The organism is Streptomyces sp. NPDC001858 (assembly GCF_053594615.1).
Genome location: NZ_JBSFEV010000073.1, coordinates 1 through 23,937 on the forward strand (window position 1 = coordinate 1; position 23,937 = coordinate 23,937).

The 23,937-nt window shown below is 70.2% G+C and carries 25 protein-coding genes; 19 read left to right on the plus strand and 6 right to left on the minus strand.

Annotation, left to right across the window (positions count from 1 at the left end; genetic code table 11):
• The first annotated feature begins 274 nt into the window (after window positions 1-274).
• On the plus strand, window positions 275-3,136 hold the full coding sequence (locus tag ACWCPF_RS43975; protein ID WP_451050772.1) for a SpoIIE family protein phosphatase: 2,862 nt from the start codon (window positions 275-277) through the stop codon (window positions 3,134-3,136).
• A 6-nt stretch (window positions 3,137-3,142) separates the two neighbouring features.
• Here the strand turns inward: ACWCPF_RS43975 and ACWCPF_RS43980 are convergent, their stop codons facing one another.
• Entirely contained in the window at window positions 3,143-3,529 is a 387-nt protein-coding gene (locus ACWCPF_RS43980) for a winged helix-turn-helix transcriptional regulator (protein WP_451050773.1), read from the minus strand.
• 115 nt (window positions 3,530-3,644) lie between these two features.
• Here ACWCPF_RS43980 and ACWCPF_RS43985 point away from each other — a divergent pair, with 115 nt between their 5' ends.
• The 5 genes from ACWCPF_RS43985 to ACWCPF_RS44005 all read left to right on the plus strand — a co-directional run bounded on the left by ACWCPF_RS43985 (window position 3,645) and on the right by ACWCPF_RS44005 (window position 6,687).
• On the plus strand, window positions 3,645-3,989 hold the full coding sequence (locus ACWCPF_RS43985; protein ID WP_451050774.1) for a tetratricopeptide repeat protein: 345 nt from the start codon (window positions 3,645-3,647) through the stop codon (window positions 3,987-3,989).
• Window positions 3,990-4,158: 169 nt separating this feature from the next.
• Window positions 4,159-4,632 carry an SRPBCC family protein gene (locus ACWCPF_RS43990; RefSeq protein ID WP_451050775.1) on the plus strand — a complete coding sequence of 158 codons (474 nt, stop codon included), beginning with the start codon at window positions 4,159-4,161 and terminating at the stop codon, window positions 4,630-4,632.
• Between the two features lie 11 nt (window positions 4,633-4,643).
• A complete protein-coding gene (locus ACWCPF_RS43995; RefSeq protein ID WP_451050776.1) occupies window positions 4,644-5,003 on the plus strand; it encodes a nuclear transport factor 2 family protein in 360 nt (119 codons plus the stop codon).
• Between the two features lie 133 nt (window positions 5,004-5,136).
• On the plus strand, window positions 5,137-5,937 hold the full coding sequence (locus tag ACWCPF_RS44000; RefSeq protein ID WP_451050777.1) for a GntR family transcriptional regulator: 801 nt from the start codon (window positions 5,137-5,139) through the stop codon (window positions 5,935-5,937).
• A gap of 72 nt (window positions 5,938-6,009) precedes the next feature.
• Entirely contained in the window at window positions 6,010-6,687 is a 678-nt protein-coding gene (locus ACWCPF_RS44005; RefSeq protein WP_451050778.1) for a TetR/AcrR family transcriptional regulator, read from the plus strand.
• A gap of 39 nt (window positions 6,688-6,726) precedes the next feature.
• On the opposite strand, the gene ACWCPF_RS44010 is transcribed toward ACWCPF_RS44005, so the two are convergent.
• Both ACWCPF_RS44010 and ACWCPF_RS44015 read right to left on the minus strand, forming a co-directional pair.
• Window positions 6,727-7,842: a zinc-binding dehydrogenase gene (locus tag ACWCPF_RS44010; protein WP_451050779.1), complete on the minus strand. Its 1,116-nt coding sequence runs from the start codon at window positions 7,840-7,842 to the stop codon at window positions 6,727-6,729.
• Between the two features lie 30 nt (window positions 7,843-7,872).
• Window positions 7,873-8,781, minus strand: coding sequence for a fumarylacetoacetate hydrolase family protein (locus ACWCPF_RS44015; protein WP_451050780.1), 909 nt, complete (start codon window positions 8,779-8,781; stop codon window positions 7,873-7,875).
• Between the two features lie 141 nt (window positions 8,782-8,922).
• Here ACWCPF_RS44015 and ACWCPF_RS44020 point away from each other — a divergent pair, with 141 nt between their 5' ends.
• The 5 genes from ACWCPF_RS44020 to ACWCPF_RS44040 all read left to right on the plus strand — a co-directional run bounded on the left by ACWCPF_RS44020 (window position 8,923) and on the right by ACWCPF_RS44040 (window position 14,515).
• Window positions 8,923-9,753, plus strand: a complete 831-nt coding sequence (locus ACWCPF_RS44020; RefSeq protein WP_451050781.1) for a GntR family transcriptional regulator — start codon at window positions 8,923-8,925, stop codon at window positions 9,751-9,753.
• Between the two features lie 52 nt (window positions 9,754-9,805).
• Entirely contained in the window at window positions 9,806-10,720 is a 915-nt protein-coding gene (locus ACWCPF_RS44025; protein ID WP_451050782.1) for a VOC family protein, read from the plus strand.
• A 206-nt stretch (window positions 10,721-10,926) separates the two neighbouring features.
• Complete coding sequence (locus tag ACWCPF_RS44030) at window positions 10,927-12,465, plus strand: MFS transporter (protein WP_451050783.1); 1,539 nt, start codon at window positions 10,927-10,929, stop codon at window positions 12,463-12,465.
• A gap of 30 nt (window positions 12,466-12,495) precedes the next feature.
• Window positions 12,496-13,347 (plus strand): pirin family protein, encoded by an 852-nt coding sequence (locus ACWCPF_RS44035; protein WP_451050784.1) that lies wholly within the window; start codon window positions 12,496-12,498, stop codon window positions 13,345-13,347.
• Between the two features lie 70 nt (window positions 13,348-13,417).
• The gene (locus tag ACWCPF_RS44040; protein ID WP_451050785.1) at window positions 13,418-14,515 is read left to right on the plus strand and encodes an FAD-dependent oxidoreductase; all 1,098 of its coding nucleotides are present in this window, start codon (window positions 13,418-13,420) and stop codon (window positions 14,513-14,515) included.
• Here ACWCPF_RS44040 and ACWCPF_RS44045 read toward each other — a convergent pair.
• Window positions 14,506-15,102, minus strand: a complete 597-nt coding sequence (locus ACWCPF_RS44045; RefSeq protein WP_451050786.1) for a TetR/AcrR family transcriptional regulator — start codon at window positions 15,100-15,102, stop codon at window positions 14,506-14,508. The two genes, ACWCPF_RS44040 and ACWCPF_RS44045, sit on opposite strands and share 10 nt — an antisense overlap.
• 101 nt (window positions 15,103-15,203) lie before the next feature.
• Between ACWCPF_RS44045 and ACWCPF_RS44050 the strand changes: the two genes are divergently transcribed.
• Window positions 15,204-15,692 (plus strand): cupin domain-containing protein, encoded by a 489-nt coding sequence (locus ACWCPF_RS44050; protein ID WP_451050787.1) that lies wholly within the window; start codon window positions 15,204-15,206, stop codon window positions 15,690-15,692.
• Between the two features lie 150 nt (window positions 15,693-15,842).
• On the opposite strand, the gene ACWCPF_RS44055 is transcribed toward ACWCPF_RS44050, so the two are convergent.
• Window positions 15,843-18,491, minus strand: coding sequence for a glycoside hydrolase family 3 protein (locus tag ACWCPF_RS44055; RefSeq protein WP_451050788.1), 2,649 nt, complete (start codon window positions 18,489-18,491; stop codon window positions 15,843-15,845).
• A 163-nt stretch (window positions 18,492-18,654) separates the two neighbouring features.
• Complete coding sequence (locus tag ACWCPF_RS44060) at window positions 18,655-18,993, minus strand: ester cyclase (protein WP_451050789.1); 339 nt, start codon at window positions 18,991-18,993, stop codon at window positions 18,655-18,657.
• Between ACWCPF_RS44060 and ACWCPF_RS44065 the strand changes: the two genes are divergently transcribed.
• The 7 genes from ACWCPF_RS44065 to ACWCPF_RS44095 form a co-directional block, all read left to right on the plus strand.
• Window positions 18,992-19,438, plus strand: a complete 447-nt coding sequence (locus tag ACWCPF_RS44065) for a hypothetical protein (protein ID WP_451050790.1) — start codon at window positions 18,992-18,994, stop codon at window positions 19,436-19,438. The two genes, ACWCPF_RS44060 and ACWCPF_RS44065, sit on opposite strands and share 2 nt — an antisense overlap.
• A gap of 249 nt (window positions 19,439-19,687) precedes the next feature.
• Window positions 19,688-20,563 (plus strand): LLM class flavin-dependent oxidoreductase, encoded by an 876-nt coding sequence (locus tag ACWCPF_RS44070; protein ID WP_451050791.1) that lies wholly within the window; start codon window positions 19,688-19,690, stop codon window positions 20,561-20,563.
• Window positions 20,564-20,666: 103 nt separating this feature from the next.
• Window positions 20,667-21,434 (plus strand): SDR family NAD(P)-dependent oxidoreductase, encoded by a 768-nt coding sequence (locus ACWCPF_RS44075; RefSeq protein ID WP_451050792.1) that lies wholly within the window; start codon window positions 20,667-20,669, stop codon window positions 21,432-21,434.
• A 17-nt stretch (window positions 21,435-21,451) separates the two neighbouring features.
• On the plus strand, window positions 21,452-21,856 hold the full coding sequence (locus ACWCPF_RS44080; RefSeq protein ID WP_451050793.1) for a globin domain-containing protein: 405 nt from the start codon (window positions 21,452-21,454) through the stop codon (window positions 21,854-21,856).
• A gap of 41 nt (window positions 21,857-21,897) precedes the next feature.
• Window positions 21,898-22,443 carry a YceI family protein gene (locus ACWCPF_RS44085; RefSeq protein ID WP_451050794.1) on the plus strand — a complete coding sequence of 182 codons (546 nt, stop codon included), beginning with the start codon at window positions 21,898-21,900 and terminating at the stop codon, window positions 22,441-22,443.
• Between the two features lie 21 nt (window positions 22,444-22,464).
• Window positions 22,465-23,202 (plus strand): SDR family NAD(P)-dependent oxidoreductase, encoded by a 738-nt coding sequence (locus tag ACWCPF_RS44090; RefSeq protein WP_451050795.1) that lies wholly within the window; start codon window positions 22,465-22,467, stop codon window positions 23,200-23,202.
• Between the two features lie 63 nt (window positions 23,203-23,265).
• On the plus strand, window positions 23,266-23,937 hold a 672-nt coding region (locus tag ACWCPF_RS44095), incomplete at its 3' end, for an FAD-dependent oxidoreductase (protein WP_451050796.1).

Consider the following 23,937-nt stretch of genomic DNA (forward strand, 5'->3'; position numbering starts at 1 on the left):
GACATCACCACCCCCCGGCCCAAGGACTTCGCCATCACACCCGAGAAACTGGCCGAAGCCGCCGAGCAGTACGGACAGATCCTCCTCGGCCCACCGCGATGACACGCCACCACACCACAGCAACCCGACACGGGAACCGCTGACACCGGTGGTACCCGCGCCGGGTCTGCCGACCCTGTGCAGATCCACTTCGGCTGCGGGCCCGGGCTCGGTGGCCGTGGGCCGCGATGCAACTGCATGTCCCTTCTGAGGCCGAATACGTAGAGTTGACTCCATGAAGGCGCGGCTTGGCCTGCTCAACGCCGTGGACCCGGGAGTGACCGAACAGGAAGTCTTCCGGCTGGCTCTCCAGCACGCGGTGACGGAACTCGGTGCCCTGGGCGGAATGGTGCACTTCAGCGGCCCCATGTCCGCGCTGCGACTGGTCTCGGCGAACGGGCTGCCCCCGGCCCTCACGCGGCTCTGGGAGATCGTCGCCCAGGAAGGCGCGGCCGCCCCGGCACGCGCCGTACGCCAGGGCAGCCCCGTGTGGGTGGCTTCCGCCCCCGAAGCCCACGCTGAATCCTCCACGCGTGCCTGGCCCGACACCGGTACCGGTATGGCTGCCGTACCCGTGTTCGGGGGAGACCACGCCGTAGGCGTGCTCACCGTACTGACCGGTGACAGCGGCGAGCCGACCGAGGAGCAGTGGGACTTCCTGCGGGCCGTGACCGCCTGGGTCGAAGAACGGATGGCCCAGGCGCCGCCGCCCACCCGGCCGCATCAGCGGAACTGGAACAGCAGCCGCGTCCGGGAGGCGCTGGAGGAGGTCCAGGTCGGCTCGTGGGAGTGGGGCATTCCATCAGGTGAGCTGTACTGGGACGAAGCCTCCATGGCTCTGTGCGGAGTGGACCCGGCCGACTTCGTGCCCCGGATCGAGACCTTCATGAAAGCCGTCCACCCCGACGACCTGCCGTGGACACTGGCCGCGGTCGAGAAGTCGATCCGCGACCGGACGCTGTACAGGGCCGAGTTCCGGATCCGCCGCCCGGACGGTACGACCCGTTGGACCCTGGCCCGCGCCAAGGTGGTCCACGATGACGCGGGCGAGCCGCTCAGGATGATCGGCGGGTGGTGGGGCATCGAGGAGTCCTATTCCGCCCGGGACGCGCTCGCCCGTGCCCTGCGGCACATGAGCGACGGCTTCGTGGCGCTGGACGACGACTGGCGCATCGTCTTCGCCAACCGGGAGGCGGAGCGCACCCTCGGCTCCCTGGAAGTAGAGCTGCTCGGCCGGATTCTGTGGGAGCTGCCCCGGGTGCGGCAGGTGCGCGGTCTGGAGGAACGCTGCCGAACCGCCGCCGCCGCGGCCGTCCCGGCCGGATTCGAGATCCGCATACCCGACACAGGTCGCTGCTATCACCTGCGGCTGGTCCCGGTCCCGGAGGGCACCATCTGCTACTGGGCCGATGTCACCGAGGTACGGCAGCGCGTCGCCGAGCGCGAGGCCGCCGAACGCGCGGCCGCCGAGCGGTCCGCCCGCATCACGGAGCTGACGACGGATCTTGCCCGGGCGATGACCGCACAGGACGTGGCGGAGGCGGTCGCCCGGCGGGTGATGCAGCCGTTCGGCGCCGTCGGCCTGATCATGCAGATGATCGAGGGCGACCGGGCGTACAACGTCGGAGCCGTCGGGTACCCCCAGCAGTTCCTGGACGGGCTGGACGGCACCCTGCTCCACGAGGCCACGCCGATCTGGGATTCACTGCTCCTGGACGCGCCCGTGTTCATCTCCTCGGTCGAGGAGTACACCGCGCGATACCCGCGCTGGGCCGACTGGCCCCGCGAGGTCGGCAAGCAGTCATGGGCATTCCTGCCGCTGACCGCCGCCGGGCGCGTGCTCGGCGGCTGTGCCATCAGCTTCGACCACCCGCGCCGGCTGACCGGCGAGGAACGAACCCTGCTGGTCGCGATCAGCGGCCTGGTCGCCCAGGCCCTGGACCGGGCCCTGCTGTACGACTCCGTGCACACCCGCGCCCGCGAACTCCAGCGCGGTCTGCTCCCGCGCACGCTGCCCGCGCTGCCCGCCTGCACGGCCGCCGCCCGCTACCTGCCCGCCGGGCGCGACATGGAGGTCGGCGGGGACTGGTACGACGTCATCCCCCTGTCCGCCGACCAGGTCGCGCTGGTCATCGGCGACGTGATGGGGCACGGACTGTCCGAGGCGGCCACCATGGGACGGCTGCGCACCGCAGTGCACACGCTCGCCGACCTCGAACTGCCTCCCGACGAGGTCATGACCCGCCTCAACGACATCGTCAGCGGCCTGGGCGAGGACTCCTACGCCACCTGCCTGTACGCGGTCTACGACCCGACCACGCTGATCTGCTCCTTCGTCAGCGCAGGGCACCCGCAGCCGGTCGTGGTGCACCCGGACGGAAGCATGCACATCCCCGAGCAGGCTCCGGATCCGCCGCTGGGCGCGGCCGGGCCCCCGTTCGAGACGGCGCAGATGACGCTGCCCGAGGGCAGCCTCCTCGTCCTGTACACCGACGGACTCGTCGAGTCCGCCCGGCGTGACTTCGACGACGGCCTGGCCTGCCTCACCAGGCTTCTGGGCACCGCCCACCCCGCCGGCCCCGACCAGGTCTGCGACACCCTGGTCGGCGGCCTGCTCCCCGCCGACCAGGACGACATCGACGATGACGCCACCCTGCTCGCCGTCCGCGTCCATGCGCTGCCGGCCGACCAGATCGCCTCCTGGGCACTGCCTGAAGACCCGCGGGCCGCGGGTGAGGCCCGCGAGCACGTGCGCGAGCAACTGTCGCGGTGGGACCTGGAGGAACTGACGACGAGCACCGAACTGCTCGCCAGCGAACTCGTCGGCAACGTCGTGCGCCATGCCAAGGGCCCCGTACGGCTCCGCCTGCTGCGCAGCGCCCACCTGGTCTGCGAGGTCTCGGACGGCAGCCTGACCACCCCGCGCATCCGCCGCGCCATGGACACCGACGAGGGCGGACGCGGCCTGCAACTCGTCGCCGCGCTCTCCCAGCGCTGGGGCACCCGCTATACGCCGACGGGGAAGTGCATCTGGACCGAGCAGGCACTGCCCTACCTCGCTGCGGCTGCGACGCCTCCGGCCGGCCGGGCGCGATGAGCGGCTTCAGACCCGGCCCGGCTCCGCCTCGTGCTCGTCGGCCTCCGGGTGGGGCAGCGGACGTCCTAGGTCGTCGACGGGGGCGCCGGCCCAGACCCGCAGGGCGTCCATGGCGGGGCCGAGTCCCGTGCCGCGCTCCGTGAGCCGGTAGGTGACGGCGACCGGGGGGCCGGGGGAGACCTCTCGCTCGACGAGGCCGACCTCCGTCAGTTCCGAGAGACGGTCGCTCAGGACCCGTTTGGACAGAGCCGGGAGCGCGGCGTGCAGTTCGCTGAAGCGGGCCGGACGCTGGAGGAGGAGGTCGATGAGGGGGCCCGTCCAGCGCTTGCCGAGGAGGTTGAAGACGTCCTCGGTGTAGGAGCAGGAGTGCAGCGGCAGACGGGTCTCGGTCATGGTGACCAAGGATACGGCGGGGAATCAATCGACGCACTCGGTGCGTTTAAGTAACCAGATTACCTGACCGGGGCGCGGAGCCCCGGTTCCCGTCGACGGAGAAGGAGAGCAGGACATGGAGCGGAACCTGGGCGGGGCGGACGGCAACACATCGTCGGCCGCCGAGGACTGGGAGCGGGCGAAGCTCCTTTTCGACGCCCGTGACTACATCGCCGCCGCCCGCATTCTGGGCGGCCTGGTCGCGGACCACCCCGAGCAGAACGGCCCCCGGCTGCTGCTCGCCCGCGCCTACTACCACTCGGCGGCCCTGAGCCGGGCCGAATCCGAACTCCGGGTATTGCTCGAGCGCGACGCGGGTGACGCGTACGGGCACCTGCTCCTCGGCCGCACGCTGGAGCGTCTGGGGCGCCCGGAAGAGGCCACGCCCCATCTGAAGATGGCGAAGATCCTCGGCGCGTGAGTGCGTCGTATAACTGCATACATTTTCACGCTCGCCAGCGGAGCCGATCTCGGAAGAAATCGTCCTCTGTCTTTACTAGAGAAGGCAGAGTGTGCACACTTCGACATGCGGGCCCTCGGTGGCACATCACCGAACCGGCCGGCGGAGTTCAATTCCGTGGAGGGACACCATGATCGAAGTGAGCCGCACTCTTTCCGTGAACGACGGCACGGAGCCGGTGCTCCAGGCGGACGACGTCTGGGCGGGCCTGTTGGACAAGGCCGCGAACCCGCTGGCGTACGTCGCCAGCATGAGCGAGTGCACCGTGACCGAGCGGTTCGACGGCGGCCTGGTGCGCGAGGTCGTGCATGCCGGGCAGTCGGTGCGCGAGGTCGTCACGTTCTACCCCAAGCAGCGTGTGCACTTCGTGCGGACGCACGGCACGGCCAGGGGCACGATCGACAACGAGATCGGCCTCGGCGACGCCGGCGAGCTGACCCTCACCTTCTCCTTCCGCATCGTCCTCGACGGAGTGGCGGCGGGCAGCGCCGAGGAGAAGGAGTTCGCCGTGCACATGGAGGCCGACTACCTCGACGCGGTGCGGACGACGCTCGCGGCCGTACGGGGCCGGGTCGCCGGCGCCACCACCGGAATCTCGGCCTGAGGGGGCCTGCCATGCAGACAGAGTTCGCCGCCAAGGTGTTCGCGCTGGTCGACGCGACCGACGCGGCCGGCTTCAGCCGGCTGTTCGCCCCGCAGGGACGCATGCGCTTCGGGAACAACGAGCCGATGACCGGCCCCGAGGAAATAGAGGCCGGAGTCGGTGGCTTCTTCGGCACCATCAAGGGGCTGCGCCACACCGTCGTCCGTGAGTGGCACAGCGGTGCCGACAGTGCCATCGAGGAGATCGTCGACTACTACCGCCTGGGCGGCGACACCGTCACCATCCCGGCTGCCACCGTGTGGCACGTCGACGAGACCGGCCTCATCGACGACTTCCGCGTCTACTTCGACCTGGCTCCGCTCTTCGCCTGACTTCTCGACGTAGCCGAAGGTGGATACAGTTATAGAGCTGCCCGGACTCGGACGATGGCTTGTCAGGGGTTCATCGCCGGGTCCGGGCTTCTTCGCGGCCTTGTTGGATACACTTCTTGGGTACACTCCCGGCGTGAGCAGGAATACGAGCGACTCGTCGGAAGAGCGGGAACCGGGCAGCTCGGTGAGCGTGGCCGACGGCGCTCCCGCACCCGGCGCGAGTTCCGAGGCGGCCACAGGCGGACGCCGCATGGCTCTCGACGTGCACGGCCGGCTCCGGGCGATGATCCTCAGCGGTGAACTGCCGCCGGGCTCGGCACTGCTCCAGGCGGAGATGGCCCGCAAGCTGGGCGTCAGCCGCACCCCGATGCGCGAGGCTTTCCGGCTCCTCCAGGAGGAGGGCCTCATCGACGCCCGGCCCGACCAGCGGGCCCGCGTGCGCGCGGTGGACCCCGAGGATTTGGACGGGGTGTACGGGGCTCGCATCATGCTGGAGGCCCTGGCCGTGACGGCGACGGCGAAGACGCTCACCGGCGAGGACCTCGACCGCATGGGCGAACTGCTGGAGCGCATGAAGGATCTCGCCGACGAGGAGAAGCCGGACGCGTGGTACGCCGCGCACCGTGAGTTCCACCGCGTGGCCACCCAGGCCGTCGGGGCACAGCTGCAGCGCACGCTCTCCTCGCACGCCGAGCACAGCGAGCGATACATCCGGTACGCGCAGCTCGGTGTGCCGGGATCCCGCGCGCGGGCGCACCAGGAGCACGAGGCGCTGCTGGCGGCGCTGAGGGCGGGCGACGAGGGCGCGGCCGCCAGGGTGATCGCCGGGCACCTGGCGCGCACCGCACTGAGCGTGCTGGCCGATGTCGCCCCGGAGTACGAGCCCGCCACCACGCGCTCGGCCCTCAGGATCGTCGCTGGCGGGCAGGCCTGACACTCCGCCTCGCAGCAGCCCGGTCTCCTCGTCGTAGCATCGGAGCGAGCGAGTGAGGAAAGGGGCCGGAACGTGGCCGCCGCCGATGTCACAGAAGCCGATGTCACAGAAGAGGTGCCGCCGACGGCGTCCGGTCGAGGCCGGCCCCGCAGGCACGGGACCGAGGCCGACTGCCCACGCAAGGGCGAGCGAACCCGGCAGCGCATTCTGCAGGCGGCCCGGCGCAAGTTCGCCGAAGTCGGCTACGAGCGTGGCACGATCCGGGCCATCGCGGCCGAGGCCGAGGTCGACAAGTCCTCTGTCATCCAGTACTTCGGCAGCAAGGACAGTCTGTTCCGCGAGGCCGTCCGCTGGGACATCCCCGTCCCGGAGCTGACCGCCGACGACCCCGCCCAGACCGTCGAGAACCTCGTACGGGGCATGCTCGGGGCCTGGGCCGCGGATCCGGACACTCCCATGGCCGTACTGCTGCGGGCCAGCATGACCAGCGAAGAGGCCGCCGAGATCCTGCGTGGCCGTGTCACCGGCCAGGGCGTCGAACCGCTGGCCGCCGTGGTCGGCGCCCCCGACGCCCGGCTGCGGGCGGCGTTGTGCAGCGCGATGATGATGGGCATCGCCAGCCAGCGCTATCTCCTGCGGATGCCGGACCTGGCCGCGGCCGACACCGAGGACATCCTGCGCCTCGTCGTGCCGGTGCTCCGCGGCCTCATCGCCCCTGAGAAGGCGCAGGCGCAGCCGCCCGGAGAGTGACCCGGCCCCTTTGAGTCTTCTGCCGCTCTCCCGGACCTCTCAGGCATCCCAGTCCTGCGGCCCCACGGTCAGCGCGACGCGTCCCACGTTGCTGTCGTCCTCCAGATAGCGATGCGCGTCGGCGGCGTGCGCGATGGGGAACGTCCGGTCGAGAACCGCCCGGAACCCCTGCTCGACGTGCGTCCACAGTTCTTCCACGGCGGCGGGGTTGCCGGTGCGTACGCCGATGACGCGCTGGCAGTTCGAGTACAGGCGCAGCAGGTCCAGCTGCACCTTGCCGCCGAGGAACGCACCGGACGTCACCACCGTGCCGCCGCGGGCGAGCGCGTCGATCGTGGCGTCCCACACGGCCGGATCACCCAGGTTGTCCACGACGATGTCGGCGCCATGGCCGTCGGTCGCCGCGCGGACCTGCGCCGCGAAGTGCGCGGCGGTGGCGTCGAGGACGACTTCGGCCCCGGCCGCGGCCATGGCCTTGCGCTTTTGAGGCGAGCGGGAGGTGGCGATGATCCGCGCGCCCAGATGACGGGCGAGCGCGGCGGTGGCCGATCCCAGGGCCGAGGCGGCGCCCTGTACCAGCACCCAGTGGCCGGGCCGCAGTCCTGCCTGGGTGAGCTGGTTGGCGGCGACCGCCCCGTTCAGCGCGAGGGACGCGGCGACCGCGGGCGTGATGCCGTCCGGCACCCGGTGGACGTTGCGGGCGGGGGACACGCAGTACTGCGCGTAGGCCCCCGGCCGGTGCGTGCCGATCAGGGACAGGGAGGCGCAGGCCTCCTCGCGGCCCTCGACGCACAGGGCGCAGGTGCCGCAGGTGACCACAGGGAAGACGGCCACCCGGTCGCCGACCCGGACGGAGTCCACACCGTCCCCGATCGCGGCGATGACCCCGGCGTGGTCCGCGCCCAGGACGTGCGGCAGCCGGAATCGCGCGTACGGGTGGCGGCCCGAGCGGGCCGTGAGGTCGAGCAGACGGCCGATGCTCACCGCGGCGACCTGGACGAGGACCTCTCCGGGGCCGTGGCGGGGGGTGTCGAGCACCGCCTGTTCCAACACGTCCGGCGGGCCGAACCGGCGGAAAACCATGGCCCGCATGGACTCGGACACCGGCCGGGGCTCGGGCCAGGCCGGTGTCGTAGGGGCCGGCGTGTTGTTCATGACCTCACCGCCGTATCCATCGTGTGCTGTCTATGACACCGCCGCCGTTGCCACCACCGTGTTGTGCAGGCGGCCGATCCGCTCGATTTCCACGACGACCTCGTCCCCGGCGGCGAGGAACTCACCGTGCGGGGTCCCGCATCCCGCCGGTGTGCCCGTGAGGATGACGTCTCCGGCTTCGAGCCGGGTGAGGCGGCTCGCGGCGGCGACCACCTCCAGTATGGGCACCATCATCTGCGCGGTGGAGGAGTCCTGCTTGACCACATCGTTGACGCTGAGCCGGATCCGCAGGTTCTGCGGGTCGGGCACCTGCCAGCTGGGCACGAGTCCGGGGCCGAGCGGGCAGAAACCGTCCTGCCCCTTGTGACCCAGCCAGTCGAAGGTGAAGGGCTCGGCGACGGGCAGCGCGGACCTGAGCCGGTCCCGGGCGGAGATGTCGTTGGCCGCGAGATAGCCGGCCACGTGGTCGGGCACCTGGTCGGCGGAGAGGTCGCGGCCCGGCCTGCCGATGACGACGGCGAGTTCGGCCTCCCAGTCCACACGCGCGCCGGAGTAGGCGGGCAGCGGCACCGGATCGCCCGGTCCCGTCACCGTCGTCGTCGGGGGCTTGAGGAAGAAGAACGGCTCGCCCAGGGCATCGGGGCGCTCGATGCCCATTTCGGCGATGTGGTCCCAGTAGTTGGCGCCGGCGCACAGCACCTTGCCCGGGTACGTCAGGGGAGGGGCCAGCCGGGCATCGTCGATGGTCGCGGACGCGGACGGCGTCCAGTTGCGCAGCCCGGGCGCTATGGCGTCCCAGCGGCGCAGTACCTCCAGGAGCGTCAGACCGCCCGTCTCGGGGGGCCCTTCGACCACCTTTCCGTCGATCAGGACACCGACGGCGGTCTTTTCCGAGTCTCCGGCGCGGTACTGCACCAACGACCAGTCAGCTGACTGCATGGCTCTCCTCCAACGGGCGGCTCTGTGGGACTGCGCGGACGGCGACAGGACCATAGTGCATACACATTACGCCGGAAAGGGTAAGCTGCGAGAGGCGTGGTGACCAGGCCCGGGTAGCCGGATGCAGTGGAGAGGCGGTCGGTGCGGGTGGCCCAGATGGACGCGGCGGATGCGACGGAAGGTCTGCTCGGTCTGCTCGACGGTCTGCCGCGGCCGGTGATCTCCCATCCCCGGCGCACGAGCGTCGAGATCCACGACCACCTGCGCTGGCTGATCCTGGACGGCCTCCTGCCGCCCGGCACGGAGCTGAAACAGGCCGAGCTGGCGCGGGTCTTCGACGTCAGCCGCACCCCGCTGCGCGAGGCGTTCCGGATGCTCCAGGAAGAGGGGCTGATCGACGCCGACATCAACCACCGGGGCCGGGTCACGGGCCTGGACGTGGCCGATCTGGACTGCCTCTACGCGGCGCGGATCTCCCTGGAGGCCATGGGTGTGCGGATCACCGCAGGGCGCCTGACCCGGCAGGAGGTGCAGGAGGCCTCGGCGCGCCTGCACGACATGGACCGTGCCGAAGAGACGGGCGACGTCATGGCGTGGCACGAGGCGCACCGGGCCTTCCATCGCATGCTCGTGTGCCGCTGCACCCCTACGGTCCTGCGCACGATCACGTCGTACGCCGAACGCAGCGAGCGCTATCTGCGCACGCTGCAGGACCGTCATCCCGGGGTGTTTCCGCAGCGCAGGCAGGAGCACTACGACCTGTTCGCGGCCGTCATGGCGGGCGCCCCGGACCAGGCCGCGCAGCTGATCACCAGGCACCTCGCGCGTACCGCCCGCCGGGTGATCGACGACCTCGCCCCGGGCCGTGAGGCGCCCGATGTGGGCCAGGCGACTGTCATGGTCTGCGGTGAGGATCTCGGAACGGCTGCCGTGGGGAGCTGGACTCCAGTCCAAAAAGGTGTACACACTTAGAAGTGGTGCGAGCCGCCGGTACGCGGCGCACCGGAACTGTGAGGAGAATGCCATGCTGCGTGTCAAAGGCCTGCTGCACTACGGACTTCAGGTTCCCTCCCTGGACACGGGCCAGAGCTTCTATGACACCTTCGGGCTGCGGACGGCCGAGCGGGACAACGCTCTCGTGGTCCGCTGCGACGGCCGCGAGCAGGACCAGGCGGTGCTGTTGGAAGGGCCGGTCAAGCGGCTGCACCATGTCGCGTTCGGCGTGGAGACGGACTCGCTGCCCGAGTGGCAGCGCCATCTGGAGGGCCTTGGTGTGCGGCTGCTCGACGCGCCCGCCCAGCTCCCCGGCGGCCTGTGGTTCCGTGACCACGAGGGCAACCTGCTGAACCTGCGTGACGAACAGCCAGGTGCCTGGCGGGACTTCGGCACCACGGACGCCCACGAGGTCAACTTCGGCGACCGCGTCCGCCGCGTCGACCAGGCGCGCTGGCTCACCGCCGACGAGAAGCCCCGCCCCCGGCGTCTGGGCCACATGCTGATCTTCAGCACCGACCTGGACGCGGCAGAGGCCTACTACGCCCGCACCCTGGGCCTGCGCCTGTCGGACCGTATCCGGGGCATGGCGACCTTCATGAACTCCGGTCCCGGCGACCACCACGTCTTCGGCTTCCTGCCGGCCACCCACCCCGGCCTGCATCACTCCAGCTGGGAAGTCGCCGACATCGACCAGATCGCGATGGGCGCGCAGAACATGGCCGCCGCCGGTCACAGCCATGGCTGGGGGCTCGGCCGGCACACGCTCGGCTCCAACTTCTTCCACTACATCCAGGACCCCTGGGGCAGCTGGATCGAGTACTCCAGCGACATGGACTGCATCACCGACAGCTGGAAGGCGGGCGACTGGGACTGTCCGCCGGCCGTCTGGAGCCCGGAGATCCCGGCCGACTTCATCCTCAACCAGGAAGAGAAGACCGCCTGAAGTGCTCCTCCGGTGACTCCCCGCGCCGGTGGGCACCCCGGACGCCCTGTCCCGACCGCCGTCCCGTCCAGCCGGGGACGGGCGGTGGGGGCGGGGCGTCCGGTGCGTCAGGGCCGGGAGCCAGGGGGGTGCGCGGAATGAATCTCAACGCTTGTATATTTTTCGAGGTGCCACTTCCGGCCTACCGCCGAACCAGGAGTCCTGCCATGCCCACCGACAGTTCGACCACGCCCGCGGACCCGGAGTCCGCCCCACCGGGAGAACCCGGAGAGGCTGCCCGCGGGCCGCACCTCGGCCTCGCCCTCGTCGTCATCGCCGCCGCGCAGCTGATGGTCGTGCTGGACGGCACCATCACCAACATCGCGCTGCCGAGCATCCAGACCGACCTCGACGTCTCGGCGTCGAACCTGGCCTGGATCGTGAACGCGTACGCCCTCGCCTTCGGCGGACTCCTGCTGCTCGGCGGCCGGGCCGGCGACCTCTTCGGGCGCCGCCGCATGTTCCGCATCGGCATCACCGTGTTCACCCTCGCCTCGTTGCTCGGCGGCCTCGCCCCGAACGAGGAACTGCTGATCGGCTCCCGCATCCTCCAGGGCATCGGCGCCTCCATCGCCGCCCCCACCGCGCTCTCCCTCATCGCGACCAACTTCCCCGAGGGCAAGCCCCGCAACAAGGCGATGGGCGTGTACGCGGCCATGGCCGGACTCGGCTCCACGGTCGGACTCCTGCTCGGCGGTGTCCTCACCGACTACCTCGACTGGCGCTGGGTGTTCTTCGTCAACATCCCCATCGGCATCGCCGTACTCGCCGGCACGAAGCTCCTCGCCGAGGGCGAGCGAAACACCGGACGCCTCGACGTCCCCGGCGCGATCACCGGCACCGGCGGACTCATCGCACTCGTCTACGCCATCACCCGCGGCGGCCAGGACGGCTGGACCGACGCCCTGACCGTGACCTTCTTCGGCATGGCCGTCGCCCTGCTCGTCCTCTTCCTCGTCCTCCAGATGCGCACCACCCACCCGATGATGCCGCTGCGCCTGTTCAAGGACCGCAACCGCGCCGGGTCGTACGCGACCATGCTGTTCCTGGGCGCCGGCATGTTCGCCACCTTCTACTTCCTGACGCTCTACATGCAGCAGATCCTCGGCTACAGCCCGGTCAAGACCGGCTTCGCCTACCTCCCGTTCAGCTTCGGCATGGGCATCGCCGCAGGCATCAGCTCCAAGCTCGTCGCCCGCCTGGCGCCCCGGCAGATCGCCGGCCCCGGGCTGGTCATCGGCGCGGGCGGGATGTTCTGGTTCAGCACCCTGGAACCGGGCGCCTCCTACGCCACCCACCTGATGCCCGCCATGTTCGTCACCGCGCTCGGCCTCGGCATGAGCTTCGTCCCGATGACCCTCGGCGCGGTCAGTGGCGTGCGCGACCAGGACTCCGGCATCGCCTCCGCGCTGCTCAACACCGCGCAGCAGGTCGGCGGCGCCCTGGGCCTGGCGGTGCTCACCACGATCTCGACCTCGGCGGCGAACGACAAGCTTGCGGAAGCGGCCGGCGCCTTCTACCGGGCCGTAGCGATGAAGGACTTCGCCACGGTCGCCAAGGCCGGCGACGCCCTGACCCACGGCTACACCACGGCCTTCACCGTCGCCGGATTCCTCTTCGTGGGCGGCCTGCTGATCACGCTGTTCGCCATCAACGCGAAGAGGCAGGAGCACGGGGAGTCCGCGCCGACGGCCCACCTGGGCTGATCCGCAGCAGACGAGCACAAGGAGAACGGCATGAACGAGCCCCGCATTCTGTCCACCGTCATGGAAATCGAGACCCACGAGCGGGGAACGCTGTTCTCGGCCCGCGGCGCCCGCTTCGCGGTTGACCTCGACCCCTTCCTCAACACGGACCTCTTCCGGATGACGGGACCGGTCTTCTCCCCGCACCCGCACGCCGGCTTCTCCGCGGTCACCTACCTGTTCGACGACTCCACCACCCGGTTCCACAACCGGGACAGCCTCGGCGACCGGAGCATGATCGAACCGGGCGGAGTGCACTGGACCGTCGCGGGCTCGGGCATCGTGCACGACGAGGTCGTGGAGGAGGTCGGCCGGCTCGGACACGGCGCGCAGATCTTCGTACGGCTGCCGGAGACCGACGAGCAGAACGCCCCGTACGGCATGCACTTCACCCCGCAGGAACTGCCCTCGGACGAAGTCGCCGAGGGCGTGAGCGTCCGCGTGGTCGCGGGCGAGGCGTTCGGCCTGCGCTCGCCGGTGCGCGAGGCGGCCGGATCGCACGTCTACGACCTGATCCTGGCGCCCGGCGCCCGCGTCGAGATCCCCGTCGCCCCCGACTTCCGCGGCTTCGTGATGACCGTCGAGGGCGACGGCCGTATCGCCACTCCCGCAAGCGGCGGCGAACTGGGCCCGGCCGGCCTCGCAGTCTTCGAACCCGGCACGGGCGCAGTGGAGTTGGCGGCCGGCGAGCGCGGCGCGCAGTTCCTGTTCGGGGCGGGCAGGCCACTGCGCACCCCCGCGTACATGTACGGCGGGTTCTGCCTCTCCAGCCGTACCCGCGTCACGGAAGCCGTCGAGCGTTTCCAGTCGGGCGAGATGCACGGCCTGCTGACGGCGCCCTGACAACACGCAAGACGTACACGCGACTTGCCATAGACACGACTTGCCAGACACCCGACTTGAAGGAGCACAGATGTCCCCGACCGTAGTGGTCATCGGCGGCGGTTACGGCGGAAGCGCCGCGGCCAAGGCCCTGGACGGCGTTGCCGACGTCGTCCTCGTCGACCCCAAGGACGCGTTCTTCCACGCCGTCGGCGCCCTGCGCGCCGTGGTCGACCCGGAGTTCCTGCCGAAGGTCTTCTTCCCCTACGACAAGCTGCTCACCAACGGGCGCGTGGTGCGCGACCGTGCGGTACGGGTCGAACCGGGCCGGGTGACCCTGGCCTCGGGCGAGGAACTCGCCGCCGACTACATCGTGCTGGCCAGCGGCTCCGGCTACCCCTTCCCCGCCAAGAGCGACCTCGACGACAGCGCCGCGGCCCAGCGGAAGTACCGGGAGGCGCACGCCGACCTCCTGGCGGCCGACCATGTGCTGCTGCTCGGCGCCGGACCGGTCGGACTGGAGTTCGCCGGTGAGATCAAGGCCGTATGGCCCGAGAAGAAGGTCGTCATCGTCGACCCGGTGGCAGACATCCTCAGCGAGTACGAGCCCGAACTGCGCGAGGAGATCCGCCGCCAGCTCGCCGCACTCGACGTCCAGCTCGTCCTGGGCGAACCCCTCAAGGAGAACCCGCCCACTGCGCCCGGCGAGCGCGGCACGTTCCACGTCAGCACCACCGCCGACGTCGACATCACGGCCGACATCTGGTTCCGTTGCTTCGGCGTCGTCCCCCACACCGACTACCTCGCCGGCGCGCTCGCCGACGTACGCCAGGCGAACGGCGAGATCGCCGTCACCGACACCCTCCAGGTCAAGGGACAGGACACGGTCTTCGCCCTCGGCGACATCACCGACATCGCCGAGTCCAAGCGCGCCGGCACGGCCTCGCGCCACGCGGCCGTGGTCGCCGACAACATCAAGGCGCTCATCGAGGGCGAGGGCTCCGGCCCACTCGCCACCTACCGGCCGGGTCCCGCCGCCATCCTCCTGCCGCTCGGCCCGACCGGCGGAGCGGCACAACTCCCCGGCCAGGGCGTCCTCGGCGCCGACATCGCCGCCCAGTACAAGGGTGCGGACCTGCTGACGGGCCGCTTCGGCGAGCTGTTCGGCACGACTCCGGCTCACCCTTGAGGTGGGGGCGCCAGCCGCACGGCCAGGTCGCGCAGGAAGGTCTCGTAGCGTTCGACGAACGCCGGATCGTCCGGACGCAGGCCCGTGACCATGCGGACGATGTGACCGAAGGCGGAGGGGAAGGACGCCAGCGCGAGTACGGCCAGCAGCGCCATATCGGGGTCGAACGAGGGGTCCAGTTCGCCCGCGTCCCGGCGCGCCTTGAGATAATCGAGGGTCTTGGCGTACCGCTCACTGCGCTCTCCCTCGTTCATCGCGGGCTGCGCGGCGGAGCCGGTCAGCGCCTCCCACATGACGAGCCGTACGAAGACCTCGTCGTCACGGAGGCCGGCGAAGTGCCGCGGCACGAAGTCGGTCAGGGGCATAGACGGGTCCGACAGCGCCGAGGCGCGTTGCGCGACGTGCCGGCGGAGCACCGCGTCGTACAACCCGTCCTTGTTGCGGAAGTGGACGTACAGCATGCGCACACGGATGCCGGCGCGCTGGGCGATTGACTCGACGCGGGCTCCGGCCAGGCCCTTCTCGGAGAACTCGTCCAGGGCAGCTTCCATGATCCGCTGCCGGGTCAGCTCGGCGTCCCTCGCCACGTACCCCACCCACCTTCGACCTCGTACGACCGACCTCGCACGACCACACCTGGATAAGTATAATTTTACTTATCTCTCCGAACGCCTTCTTGGAGATGCTCATGACCGCTCCCGGTTTTGTCTCGACCGAGGCAGACGGCACCGCCGTCTGGTACATGGAGTCCCTCATGACCGTGCTGGCCTCCGCCGAGGACACCGACGGCAAGTTCGGCGTCCTCGAAGTAAGGGCCAAGCCCGGCATGGCCGGACCGCTGCACATCCACCACAAGCACGACGAGGCCTTCTACGTGCTGGAGGGGAGGGTCAAGGCCCGTTGCGGAGACGACGTGCACGAATGCGGCCCCGGCAGCTTCATCTGGCTGCCGCACGGGATTCCGCACCAGGTCAACGCGGTCGGTGACACCGAGGTGCGGATGCTCGAGTTCTCCCTCCCGGGCGGCATCGAGGGCTTCCATCGCGAGGCCGGGGTGCCGGCCGAGACCCGGACCGTGCCGCCGGTGTCGGTCCGCCCGGACATGGACGAACTGCGCGGGCTGGCGGCGAAGTACGACGTCGAGATCGTCGGCCCGCCGCCCGCCCGGGCCGGCTGACCAGCCGAACGAAACGCGGTGAGCTGATCCGGGTCTCGGCCGGCACCCCGGCCTCGCCCGGCACCCCGGCCTCGCCCGGCACCCCGGCCTCGCCCGGCACCCCGGCCTCGCCCGGCACCCCGGCCTCGCCCGGCACCAGAGCGGCCGGGGTCAGTCCTGTCGTGGGGTCGCGCCACCCGTGAGGCGAATGTCGCGGGAGGAGGAGCCGACATGGACGGTGCGGCGGCCGGCGGGCCGGACCCACCGCCGCGCGCCGGTGTCCCAGTAGGAGAGGCTGCGTTCGGCGACGTGCAGGGTGATACGGCGCGACCGGCCCGGGTCCAGTTCCACGCGGTCGAAGGCGGCGAGGCTCTGGACCGCCATCTCGACGGGCGCGTTCCTGGGCGGGCCGACGTAGACCTGCGGGACCTCGGCTCCGGTGCGGCGGCCGCGGTTGGTCACGGTGAAGCTGACGTCCAGGCCGCCGTCGCGGGCCGCGCGTACCGTCAGCCGGTCGTAGCCGAACTCCGTGTAGGACAGGCCGTGTCCGAAGCAGAAGAGGGGTTCGATGCCCTCCCGGTCGAAGTGGCGGTAGCCGGTGAAGATGCCCTCGCTGTAGGTGACCACGCCGTTCACCCCGTAGTAGCGCTCGGGGTGGGCCGGGTCCAGGACCGGATGGTCGGCCTCCTTCTTCGGGTACGTCATGGTGAGTTTGCCGCCCGGGTTAGCCCGGCCGAGCAGCAGATCGGCGGTCGACCAGCCGCCCTCCTGACCGACGTATCCGGCCAGCAGGACGGTGCCGACCTTGTGGAGCCAGGGCATGGTGACCGGGTCGCCGACGTTGAGCACGACCACGGTGTTGCGGTTGGCGTCCGCGACCGCCGTGATCAGCTCGTCCTGGTGTTCGGGCAGGCTGAGACTGGTGCGGTCGCCGGAGCCGCCGACGTTGCCGCCCGCGCCGTTGAAGGCGAACACGACGGGGGTGTGCACCTGCCGGGCCAGCCGTACGGCGGCCCGGATGTCGGCGGCGCGCTGCTCCGGGGTCACCCAGGCCAGGCGCACCTGGACCGGGCCACGGCCCTGGATGGTCTCGGCCCACCCGGTGGAAGTGACTCTGATCTGGTACGCCTTGCCCGCGGTCAGCTGGACTACGGCCCGTCCGTTGTCTAGGCCGTCGGTGGTCGGCACGATGCTGGTCCACTTGCGGACGAAACTGTCGCGGGAGGAGGCGGCCGTGGCGAGCTGGGTACCGTCCAGGGAGACGGCGGCGGCCCCGCCCCACGCCTGGACCATCAGCGCGTACTCGCCGCTGCTCGGCGGGGTGAGCGTGCCGGTCCACACGTACGCCGAACCGATCGGGAACGCCTTGCCGGCGGTGAAGTCCACGGTGGCGTCGACCACTTGGTCACCGTCCGCGGCGGGGGTGCGGGTCAGCCCGTGCCCGGTGCCGCTCGCCGGGGTGAGGACCGAGGTGGGCACGGGTGTGCCGGTGAGGTCCGCGCCCACGGAGTGGGCGATGTCGATGCCCGCGGTGCGCCGCAGCGCGTCCAGCGGGGAGGTCATGCGGTCCTCGAAGCCGTACGCCCGCTCGCCGGACACCGTCACCGCCACCTGGGCGGCGGTCGGGCCGATCAGGGCCAGGGAGCGCAGCGCGGCCCGGCCGAGCGGCAGCCCGCCGTCGTTGGCGAGCAGCACCGCGCCCTGGGTTGCGGCCTTGCGGGCGACGCGGGCGCCCGCGTCGACGTCGATGGCGGGGCGGGCGGGCTTGCGGCTGCCGTCGAGCAGGCCGAAGCGGTCGTACTGGCCGAGGATCCGGCCGACCGCCAGGTCGAGCGCGGCCATGGGGATGGTGCCTGCCTGGACGGCCTGCTTCAGCGGGTCACCGAAGAAGGAGCCGTTGGACATCTGCATGTCGAGGCCGTCCTCGATCGAGATGCTGTGGGTGGCGCCCCAGTCGGAGGTGACGAATCCATCGAAGCCTAGCTCCCCGCGGAGGATGTCCGTCAGCGTCGTCCTGTTCTCCGCGCACCACTCGCCGTTGAGGTGGTTGTACGCCGCCATGACGGAGGAGACACCGGCGCGGACGACCGCTTCCCAGGCCGGCAGATAGATCTCGTGCAGGGTGCGGTCGTCGACCCGGAAGTCGAAGTTGGTCAGCGGGTCGTCGGGGGCGGCGCGGTTGAACTGGCCCAGGATCTGGTTGTTGGCCAGGTAGTGCTTGGCCTGGGCCAGCATGCCCTGCGCCTGCACACCCTCGATCTGTGCGGCGCCGATGACCCCGTTGAGGTAGGGGTCCTCGCCGGTCTGGTCCTTGTTGCGGCTGAAGAACGGCGCCCGCGACAGCTCGATCTGCGGTGCCAGCAGCACGTCCATCCGCAGGGTGCGGCCCTCGCGGCCCATCACCTCGCCGTACTCGCGGGCGAGTTCGGGGTTGAAGGAGGCGCTCACGGTGGACATGGGCGGCAGTCCGGTGGCCGAGGCGGCCACGTTGACCCCGGCCGGGCCGTCGCTCAGGCGCAGCTCCGGTATGCCGAGCCGGGGCACCGGGGGCAGGTATCCGGCCTGCCCGAGCCGTACGGGGTCGGTGGCCCCGTGGACCAGGGAGATCTTCTCGTCGAGAGTGAGCCGGGCGAGCAGGTCGCGGACCCGGCGGCTGCCAGTGGTGGCCGCGGAGGCGGGTCCCGCGGCCGCCATCGGTCCCAGCGTGGCGAGGAACGCGACGGCGGCGGCTGTGGCGCCGAATCCCTTCAGCGCGTCGCGGCGAGTCGGTTCGTCCGTATGCCTGCGCTCGGTCGAGGCATGGTTTGGGGGCTGGTGCATGAGGGCGTCCCTTCCCTGTGGTGCACGTCGTTGGGCACACCACCCCTGAGCTGCCGTCAGAAAGTGAACACAACGGCGGCCCTTGATCGTGGGTGGCGCGTTTGAGTGTCGAAGCCCGAACCGGAATGGTCAATGCTTTAAGCAACACCATTTCTCCCGGGATTCAAGCATTCAGATTCCGAACCATCGGGCGGTGTGAGCCTTGCCAGGCACATGGAGGTCGTTCAGCGTCGTCGCTCCGGAGCGAGGACCGCTGCCGCCGCCACGCGAGGTCCCGCACCAGGTCGACGCGGTCCTCCCAGGAAGCTGCTCCCAACTGTGCGGCGAGGTTGAACTCGTCGCACAGGAACCAGCCTTCGGCGATCCGTCCGACCTCGTCGAAGCGCAGGAACGCGACCTCCGTGTACGTGACGGCCCTGCCGGTGGCCGGGCGGCCGAGGAAGGTCCCGGTCTGGGTGGCCGCGGATGTCGAAGCGCACCCACGCAAGGTCACCTGCGCCATGGAGTTCGACGATCTCACGCTCCTGGTCGCCCAGGGCCGGCTTCATCCCCGCGAGCCCGGCGCGGAAACGGTCGGATCTTCTCGCCGGAGTTCACCACGCTGCGTGCCGGGCCGGCCGATCCTCCTCGATCAACTCGTCGCGTCCACTCATGATCACTTCGTACTGCAGGCGGCGGAGGGTTTCCTTGTTCCGCTCCACATGGGGCTCGGCCCGTACGTCGGCGGCGATGACCGACTTTCTGTCGGCGGTGTCGGTTGCGCCGTACGCCGACACCTCCTCGTCGAGGATGCGGCGCTCCCTTTCAGCAGCGCTCGGCGGGTGTGCAGCCGCATCTGCGGCCAGTCGCCCTTCCCGGCGAGCAGCGCGATGACGATCAGTTCGCGCATCCCGGAGGGAAGGGCGCTGTCGGCCCGTACGTACCCGACCCGTGCGTACTCCTGGTAGCCCCGGAGGTGCATCGGGTCGGCCCGTTCCAGGGCGCGGAACCCCCGGGTGGACGTCGCCGTGCATGCTCTGCTCGAAGTAGAAGTAAGTAAAAACTGGCTTACCTGGAGCCCGTCAAGACTGCGGGATGCACTTTGCGCGCCGTCCAGGCGAAGGTGATCGGATTTCGGCGCTGTCGTGTCGAGCGGTGGGGCGTAAGTGGATACTCTTTTGGAGTAAGCGGTGATGGTCGACTGAGCGGAGCCCCCCATGTCACTTCCCGTGCTCTTCGGAGCCAACGTCGACCCGGTCTGGGAGGATCCGGGGCAGCCCCTCCGGATCGCCCAGCAGGTCGAGAAGGCCGGCCTCGACCTCGTCACGGTCCAGGATCACCCGTACCAGCCCAGGTTCTACGATGCCTGGACGCTGATCAGCTATCTCGTGGGTGCCACCCGGAGTGTCACTTTCGTGCCCACGGTCGCGAACCTCCCGCTGCGCCCGCCCGCCATGCTTGCGAAGTCCGCGGCCAGCCTGGACGTGCTCGCCCCCGGGCGGATTCAGCTCGGTCTCGGCACCGGGGCCTTCTGGGACGCGATCGAGGCCATGGGCGGACCGCGCCGCGAGCCCAAGGAAGCCGTGGCGGCGCTCGACGAGGCCATCGACATCACCCGGCTGATGTGGAGCGGCGAGCGCTCGGTGCGCTTCAAGGGCGACCACTACTCGATCTCGGGCGTCCACCCGGGCCCCGCCCCCTCCTCGGACCTCGGCATCTGGCTCGGCGCCTACGGCCCCCGCATGCTGGCGCTCACCGGCCGCAAGGCGGACGGCTGGATGCCGTCGTACGGCTTCCTCGGCCTCGACCGGCTCAAGGACGCCGTCGCACGGCTCGACGCGGGCGCGCAGGAGGCCGGCCGGGACCCCGCGTCCTTGCGCAAGGTCTACAACCTCAACGGGCTGATCAGCCCGGTCGACTCGGACGTGCCGTTCCAGGGCACCGTGCGGCAGTGGGTCGAGCAGCTCGTCACCCTCGTGCACGAGCACGGGATGAACGGCTTCGTCTACTGGCCCGACGCCGACCATCTGCGCCAGCTGACCGTCTTCGCGCTGGAGGTCGTGCCGGGCGTGCGGGCCGCGCTGGCCGGGTGAGGGGAACGGAAGATACGGGGCGGGAACAGATTCTTGGCTTCCCTGGTTGTGTGGAGTAATCAGGTTTTATTTAGTTACCTGGATCTCCAAGGAAGGTGCAGCGATGACCACCCCGCTCCCACTCCCCGCACTCGACGGCACCACCGCGCTCGTTGCCGGCGGCACCGGCAACGTCGGATTCTTCGCTGTCGACGCGCTGCTGCGCGCAGGCGCCGACGTGATCGTGCCGACCCGCAGCAACGCCAAGTTCGACCGTCTGCGCTCGCGTCTCGACCCGGAACTCCGCGACCGGCTCACCGGGCTCCCGGGCGACATCGGCAGCCCCGAGGGCTCCCGGGAGATCGCCGAGCAGGCCAGGGCCCAGACCTTCGGCGGTCTGGACGCAGTGGTGTCCACAGTCGCCAGCTGGCATCAGGGGCCGCCGGTCCTGTCCGGGGGATTCGACGCGTTCCGCGAGGTGATCGAGTCGACGGTGTACCCGCACTTCGTGATCGCCGAGGCGCTGGTGCCCGTGCTGAAGCCGGGCGGCTCGTTCACGACCGTCAACGGTCCGGTCGGCTTCACCGACGGCGTGCACTCCTCCACCGGCCCCATCGCTGCGGCGACGGCCGCGCAGAACCGTCTCGTCCTGGCCGTCGCCGACGAGACCGGCGGCGACCCGCGGGTCAACGACATGGTGATGTGGGCCTACCTCGGCCCGAACGGCACCCGCCCCGGCTCGCCCCTGCAGGGGGAGGAGGTCGGCGCGTTCCTGGCCTGGCTGTCCGGTCCGGACGCACAGGGCGTGCACGGCCGGACCATCCACCTGCGCACCCCCGACCAGGTACGGCGGACACTCACGGGCGTCGCGCAGTCCGGCGACCTCGGCTGAACAGGACCCCGGACACCATGAACCTCTACGATCTGGCCGGCGGCAGCGAGGCCTTCCACCGGATGACCAAGACATTTCTCGTCAAGGCACAGGCGGACGACCTGCTCGGTGCGATGTTCGCCGGCCTGGACGACCACGCGGGACACATCGCGGACTTCTTCGTCATGACCTTCGGCGGCCCCGACGACTATCTGCGCGAGCGCGGCGACCTGCGCTTCCTGCTCAAGCAGCATGTCGGCCTGCGCATCACCGAGGAGCAGCGGGTGCGCTGGATCCGGCTGATGACCGAATCGGCCCGCGAGACGGACCTGCCGGAGGCCTTCGTCACCGTCTTCGTCAACTTCCTGCAGGGACCGTCCCGCAACACCACCCGGGTGTCCCATCTCAGCCCGGCCGAAGCCAGAGCGATGCTCGGCGACTGACACCGCTGCCCGTAAGCACGAAAGGATCCAGGACCTCCGTCATGGACTGGAAGATCGACCCCTCTCATTCGTCCGTGGACTTCGCCGTCCGTTACCTCGTCACCACCGTCCGCGGCAACTTCACCGGCCTGCGCGGACCCGTCCGGCTGAGCGACGCAGCCGAGGGCGAGACGCCCGAACTGCTCTCCCTCGACGCCACCTTCGACGTCACCAGCTTCCAGACCGGAATACCGCCGCGCGACCACCACATCAAGGGCGAGAACTTCCTCGACGCCGAGGCCCACCCCGAGGCGAAGATCCGGCTCGTCTCCCTGACCAAGGACGTGCCGTCGCGCTACCTGATGACGGTCGAACTCACCCTGCACGGCGTCACCCGCACCGTCGACCTGGCGGCCGACACCGCGGGCCCCGTCACCGACGCCTTCGGCGTCCCGCGTGTCGGCGCGACCGCCACCGGGCGCGTCAAGCGCAGCGACTTCGGCGTCGACGCCTTCCAGGGCGTCATCTCCGACGCGATCGACTTCACCGTCGAAGTGCAGGCCGTACCGGCGTCGATACCCGACGACCAGCTCCCGCCCGCCAAGTGACTCCCCCTAAGGAACAGCACCATGAGCACCCCGAATTCACCGTCCCTCGACGGCAAGGTGGCCGTGATCCCCGGCGGCACCGGCAACGTGGGCGAGGGCGTCGTCCGCGCCTTCCTCAAGGCGGGCGCCACGGTCGTGGTGCCCAGCCGCAGCCAGGCCCGCCTGGACGCGCTGGCCAAGCTGATCGGCCCCGAACTCGGCGCCGACCTCAAGACGACCACGGCCGGTTACGGCACCTTCGACGAGGCCGACGAGCTCGCCACGCGGATCCTCAAGGAGCACGGCCACGTCGACCACGTCGTCGCCTCGGTCGGCGGCTGGTGGATGGGCAAGGCCCTGTGGCAGATCGATCAGGACGACTGGCAGAAGGTCTTCGTCGACGTCGCCACCTCGCACATGGCGCTGGCCCGTTCCTTCGTTCCCCGGCTCACGGAGGACGGCAGCTACACCGCCATCGCGGGCTTCTCCGGCCAGAAGCCGTACCCGGCTGCCGGGATCGTCAGCATGCAGGGCGCCGCGCAGCTCATGATGCGCGAGGCGTTCAGCGCCGAACTGAAGGGGCAGCGGCGGATCAACGACCTTGTCCTGGGCCCGATCATCAACCGCAGCCGTCCGGGCGGCGACCCGAACTGGCTCACTGCCGACCAGGTGGGCGAGGCGGCGGTCGGTGTCGCCCGTACGCCCTCGATCGCCGACGAGCACATCGTCCTGGACACCGTCGAGGACCTCCAGAAGACCCTTGCTCGCGTGGCCGGCTGACACTTCACCTTCCGTGCGCCGGACCTTGGAATCGTGGACTTCCCTGTGGAAGAGGATCCTTTGATGGACGAGCAGGATGAGCAGGACGAGCGCTTCGACGTCGTCGTACTCGGTGCGGGCCCGGGCGGCTACGTCGCCGCCGTCCGCGCCGCCCAACTGGGCAAGCGCGTCGCGGTGGTGGAGGAGAAATACTGGGGCGGGGTCTGCCTGAACGTGGGCTGCATTCCCACCAAGGCCCTGCTGCGCAATGCCGAACTCGCGCACATCTTCACGCGCGAGGCGAAGACCTTCGGCATCAAGGTCGAGGGGCAGGTCTCCTTCGACTACGGCGAGGCGTTCCGCCGTAGTCGGCGAGTCGCGGACGGCCGGGTCAAGGGCGTGCACTACCTGATGAAGAAGAACAAGATCACGGAGATTGACGGCCGCGGCACGTTCCTCGACCCGCACACGCTTCAGGTGGCCGGCTACGACGGCGAGACGCGCACGGTCAGGTTCGAGCACTGCATCATCGCCACCGGCGCCACCCCGAAGCTCCTGCCCGGCACCCGCCGCACCTCGCGCGTGGTGACGTACGAGGAGCAGATCCTCGCCGACGACCTCCCGCGGTCGATCGTCGTCGCGGGCGCCGGGGCCATCGGCGTCGAGTTCGCGTACGTCCTGCACAACTACGGCGTGAAGGTGACGATCGTCGAGTTCCTGGACCGGCTGGCCCCGCTGGAGGACGTCGAGGTCTCC

What these genes read in the sequence shown, in the direction of transcription:
- ACWCPF_RS43975 (WP_451050772.1), top strand. Translation starts at nt 275, where the DNA reads ATGAAGGCGCGGCTTGGCCTGCTCAACGCCGTGGACCCGGGAGTGACC.
- ACWCPF_RS43980 (WP_451050773.1), bottom strand. Translation starts at nt 3,529, where the DNA reads ATGACCGAGACCCGTCTGCCGCTGCACTCCTGCTCCTACACCGAGGAC.
- ACWCPF_RS43985 (WP_451050774.1), top strand. Translation starts at nt 3,645, where the DNA reads ATGGAGCGGAACCTGGGCGGGGCGGACGGCAACACATCGTCGGCCGCC.
- ACWCPF_RS43990 (WP_451050775.1), top strand. Translation starts at nt 4,159, where the DNA reads ATGATCGAAGTGAGCCGCACTCTTTCCGTGAACGACGGCACGGAGCCG.
- ACWCPF_RS43995 (WP_451050776.1), top strand. Translation starts at nt 4,644, where the DNA reads ATGCAGACAGAGTTCGCCGCCAAGGTGTTCGCGCTGGTCGACGCGACC.
- ACWCPF_RS44010 (WP_451050779.1), bottom strand. Translation starts at nt 7,842, where the DNA reads ATGAACAACACGCCGGCCCCTACGACACCGGCCTGGCCCGAGCCCCGG.
- ACWCPF_RS44015 (WP_451050780.1), bottom strand. Translation starts at nt 8,781, where the DNA reads ATGCAGTCAGCTGACTGGTCGTTGGTGCAGTACCGCGCCGGAGACTCG.
- ACWCPF_RS44025 (WP_451050782.1), top strand. Translation starts at nt 9,806, where the DNA reads ATGCTGCGTGTCAAAGGCCTGCTGCACTACGGACTTCAGGTTCCCTCC.
- ACWCPF_RS44030 (WP_451050783.1), top strand. Translation starts at nt 10,927, where the DNA reads ATGCCCACCGACAGTTCGACCACGCCCGCGGACCCGGAGTCCGCCCCA.
- ACWCPF_RS44035 (WP_451050784.1), top strand. Translation starts at nt 12,496, where the DNA reads ATGAACGAGCCCCGCATTCTGTCCACCGTCATGGAAATCGAGACCCAC.
- ACWCPF_RS44040 (WP_451050785.1), top strand. Translation starts at nt 13,418, where the DNA reads ATGTCCCCGACCGTAGTGGTCATCGGCGGCGGTTACGGCGGAAGCGCC.
- ACWCPF_RS44050 (WP_451050787.1), top strand. Translation starts at nt 15,204, where the DNA reads ATGACCGCTCCCGGTTTTGTCTCGACCGAGGCAGACGGCACCGCCGTC.
- ACWCPF_RS44055 (WP_451050788.1), bottom strand. Translation starts at nt 18,491, where the DNA reads ATGCACCAGCCCCCAAACCATGCCTCGACCGAGCGCAGGCATACGGAC.
- ACWCPF_RS44065 (WP_451050790.1), top strand. Translation starts at nt 18,992, where the DNA reads ATGGAGTTCGACGATCTCACGCTCCTGGTCGCCCAGGGCCGGCTTCAT.
- ACWCPF_RS44060 (WP_451050789.1), bottom strand. Translation starts at nt 18,993, where the DNA reads ATGGCGCAGGTGACCTTGCGTGGGTGCGCTTCGACATCCGCGGCCACC.
- ACWCPF_RS44070 (WP_451050791.1), top strand. Translation starts at nt 19,688, where the DNA reads ATGTCACTTCCCGTGCTCTTCGGAGCCAACGTCGACCCGGTCTGGGAG.
- ACWCPF_RS44075 (WP_451050792.1), top strand. Translation starts at nt 20,667, where the DNA reads ATGACCACCCCGCTCCCACTCCCCGCACTCGACGGCACCACCGCGCTC.
- ACWCPF_RS44080 (WP_451050793.1), top strand. Translation starts at nt 21,452, where the DNA reads ATGAACCTCTACGATCTGGCCGGCGGCAGCGAGGCCTTCCACCGGATG.
- ACWCPF_RS44085 (WP_451050794.1), top strand. Translation starts at nt 21,898, where the DNA reads ATGGACTGGAAGATCGACCCCTCTCATTCGTCCGTGGACTTCGCCGTC.
- ACWCPF_RS44090 (WP_451050795.1), top strand. Translation starts at nt 22,465, where the DNA reads ATGAGCACCCCGAATTCACCGTCCCTCGACGGCAAGGTGGCCGTGATC.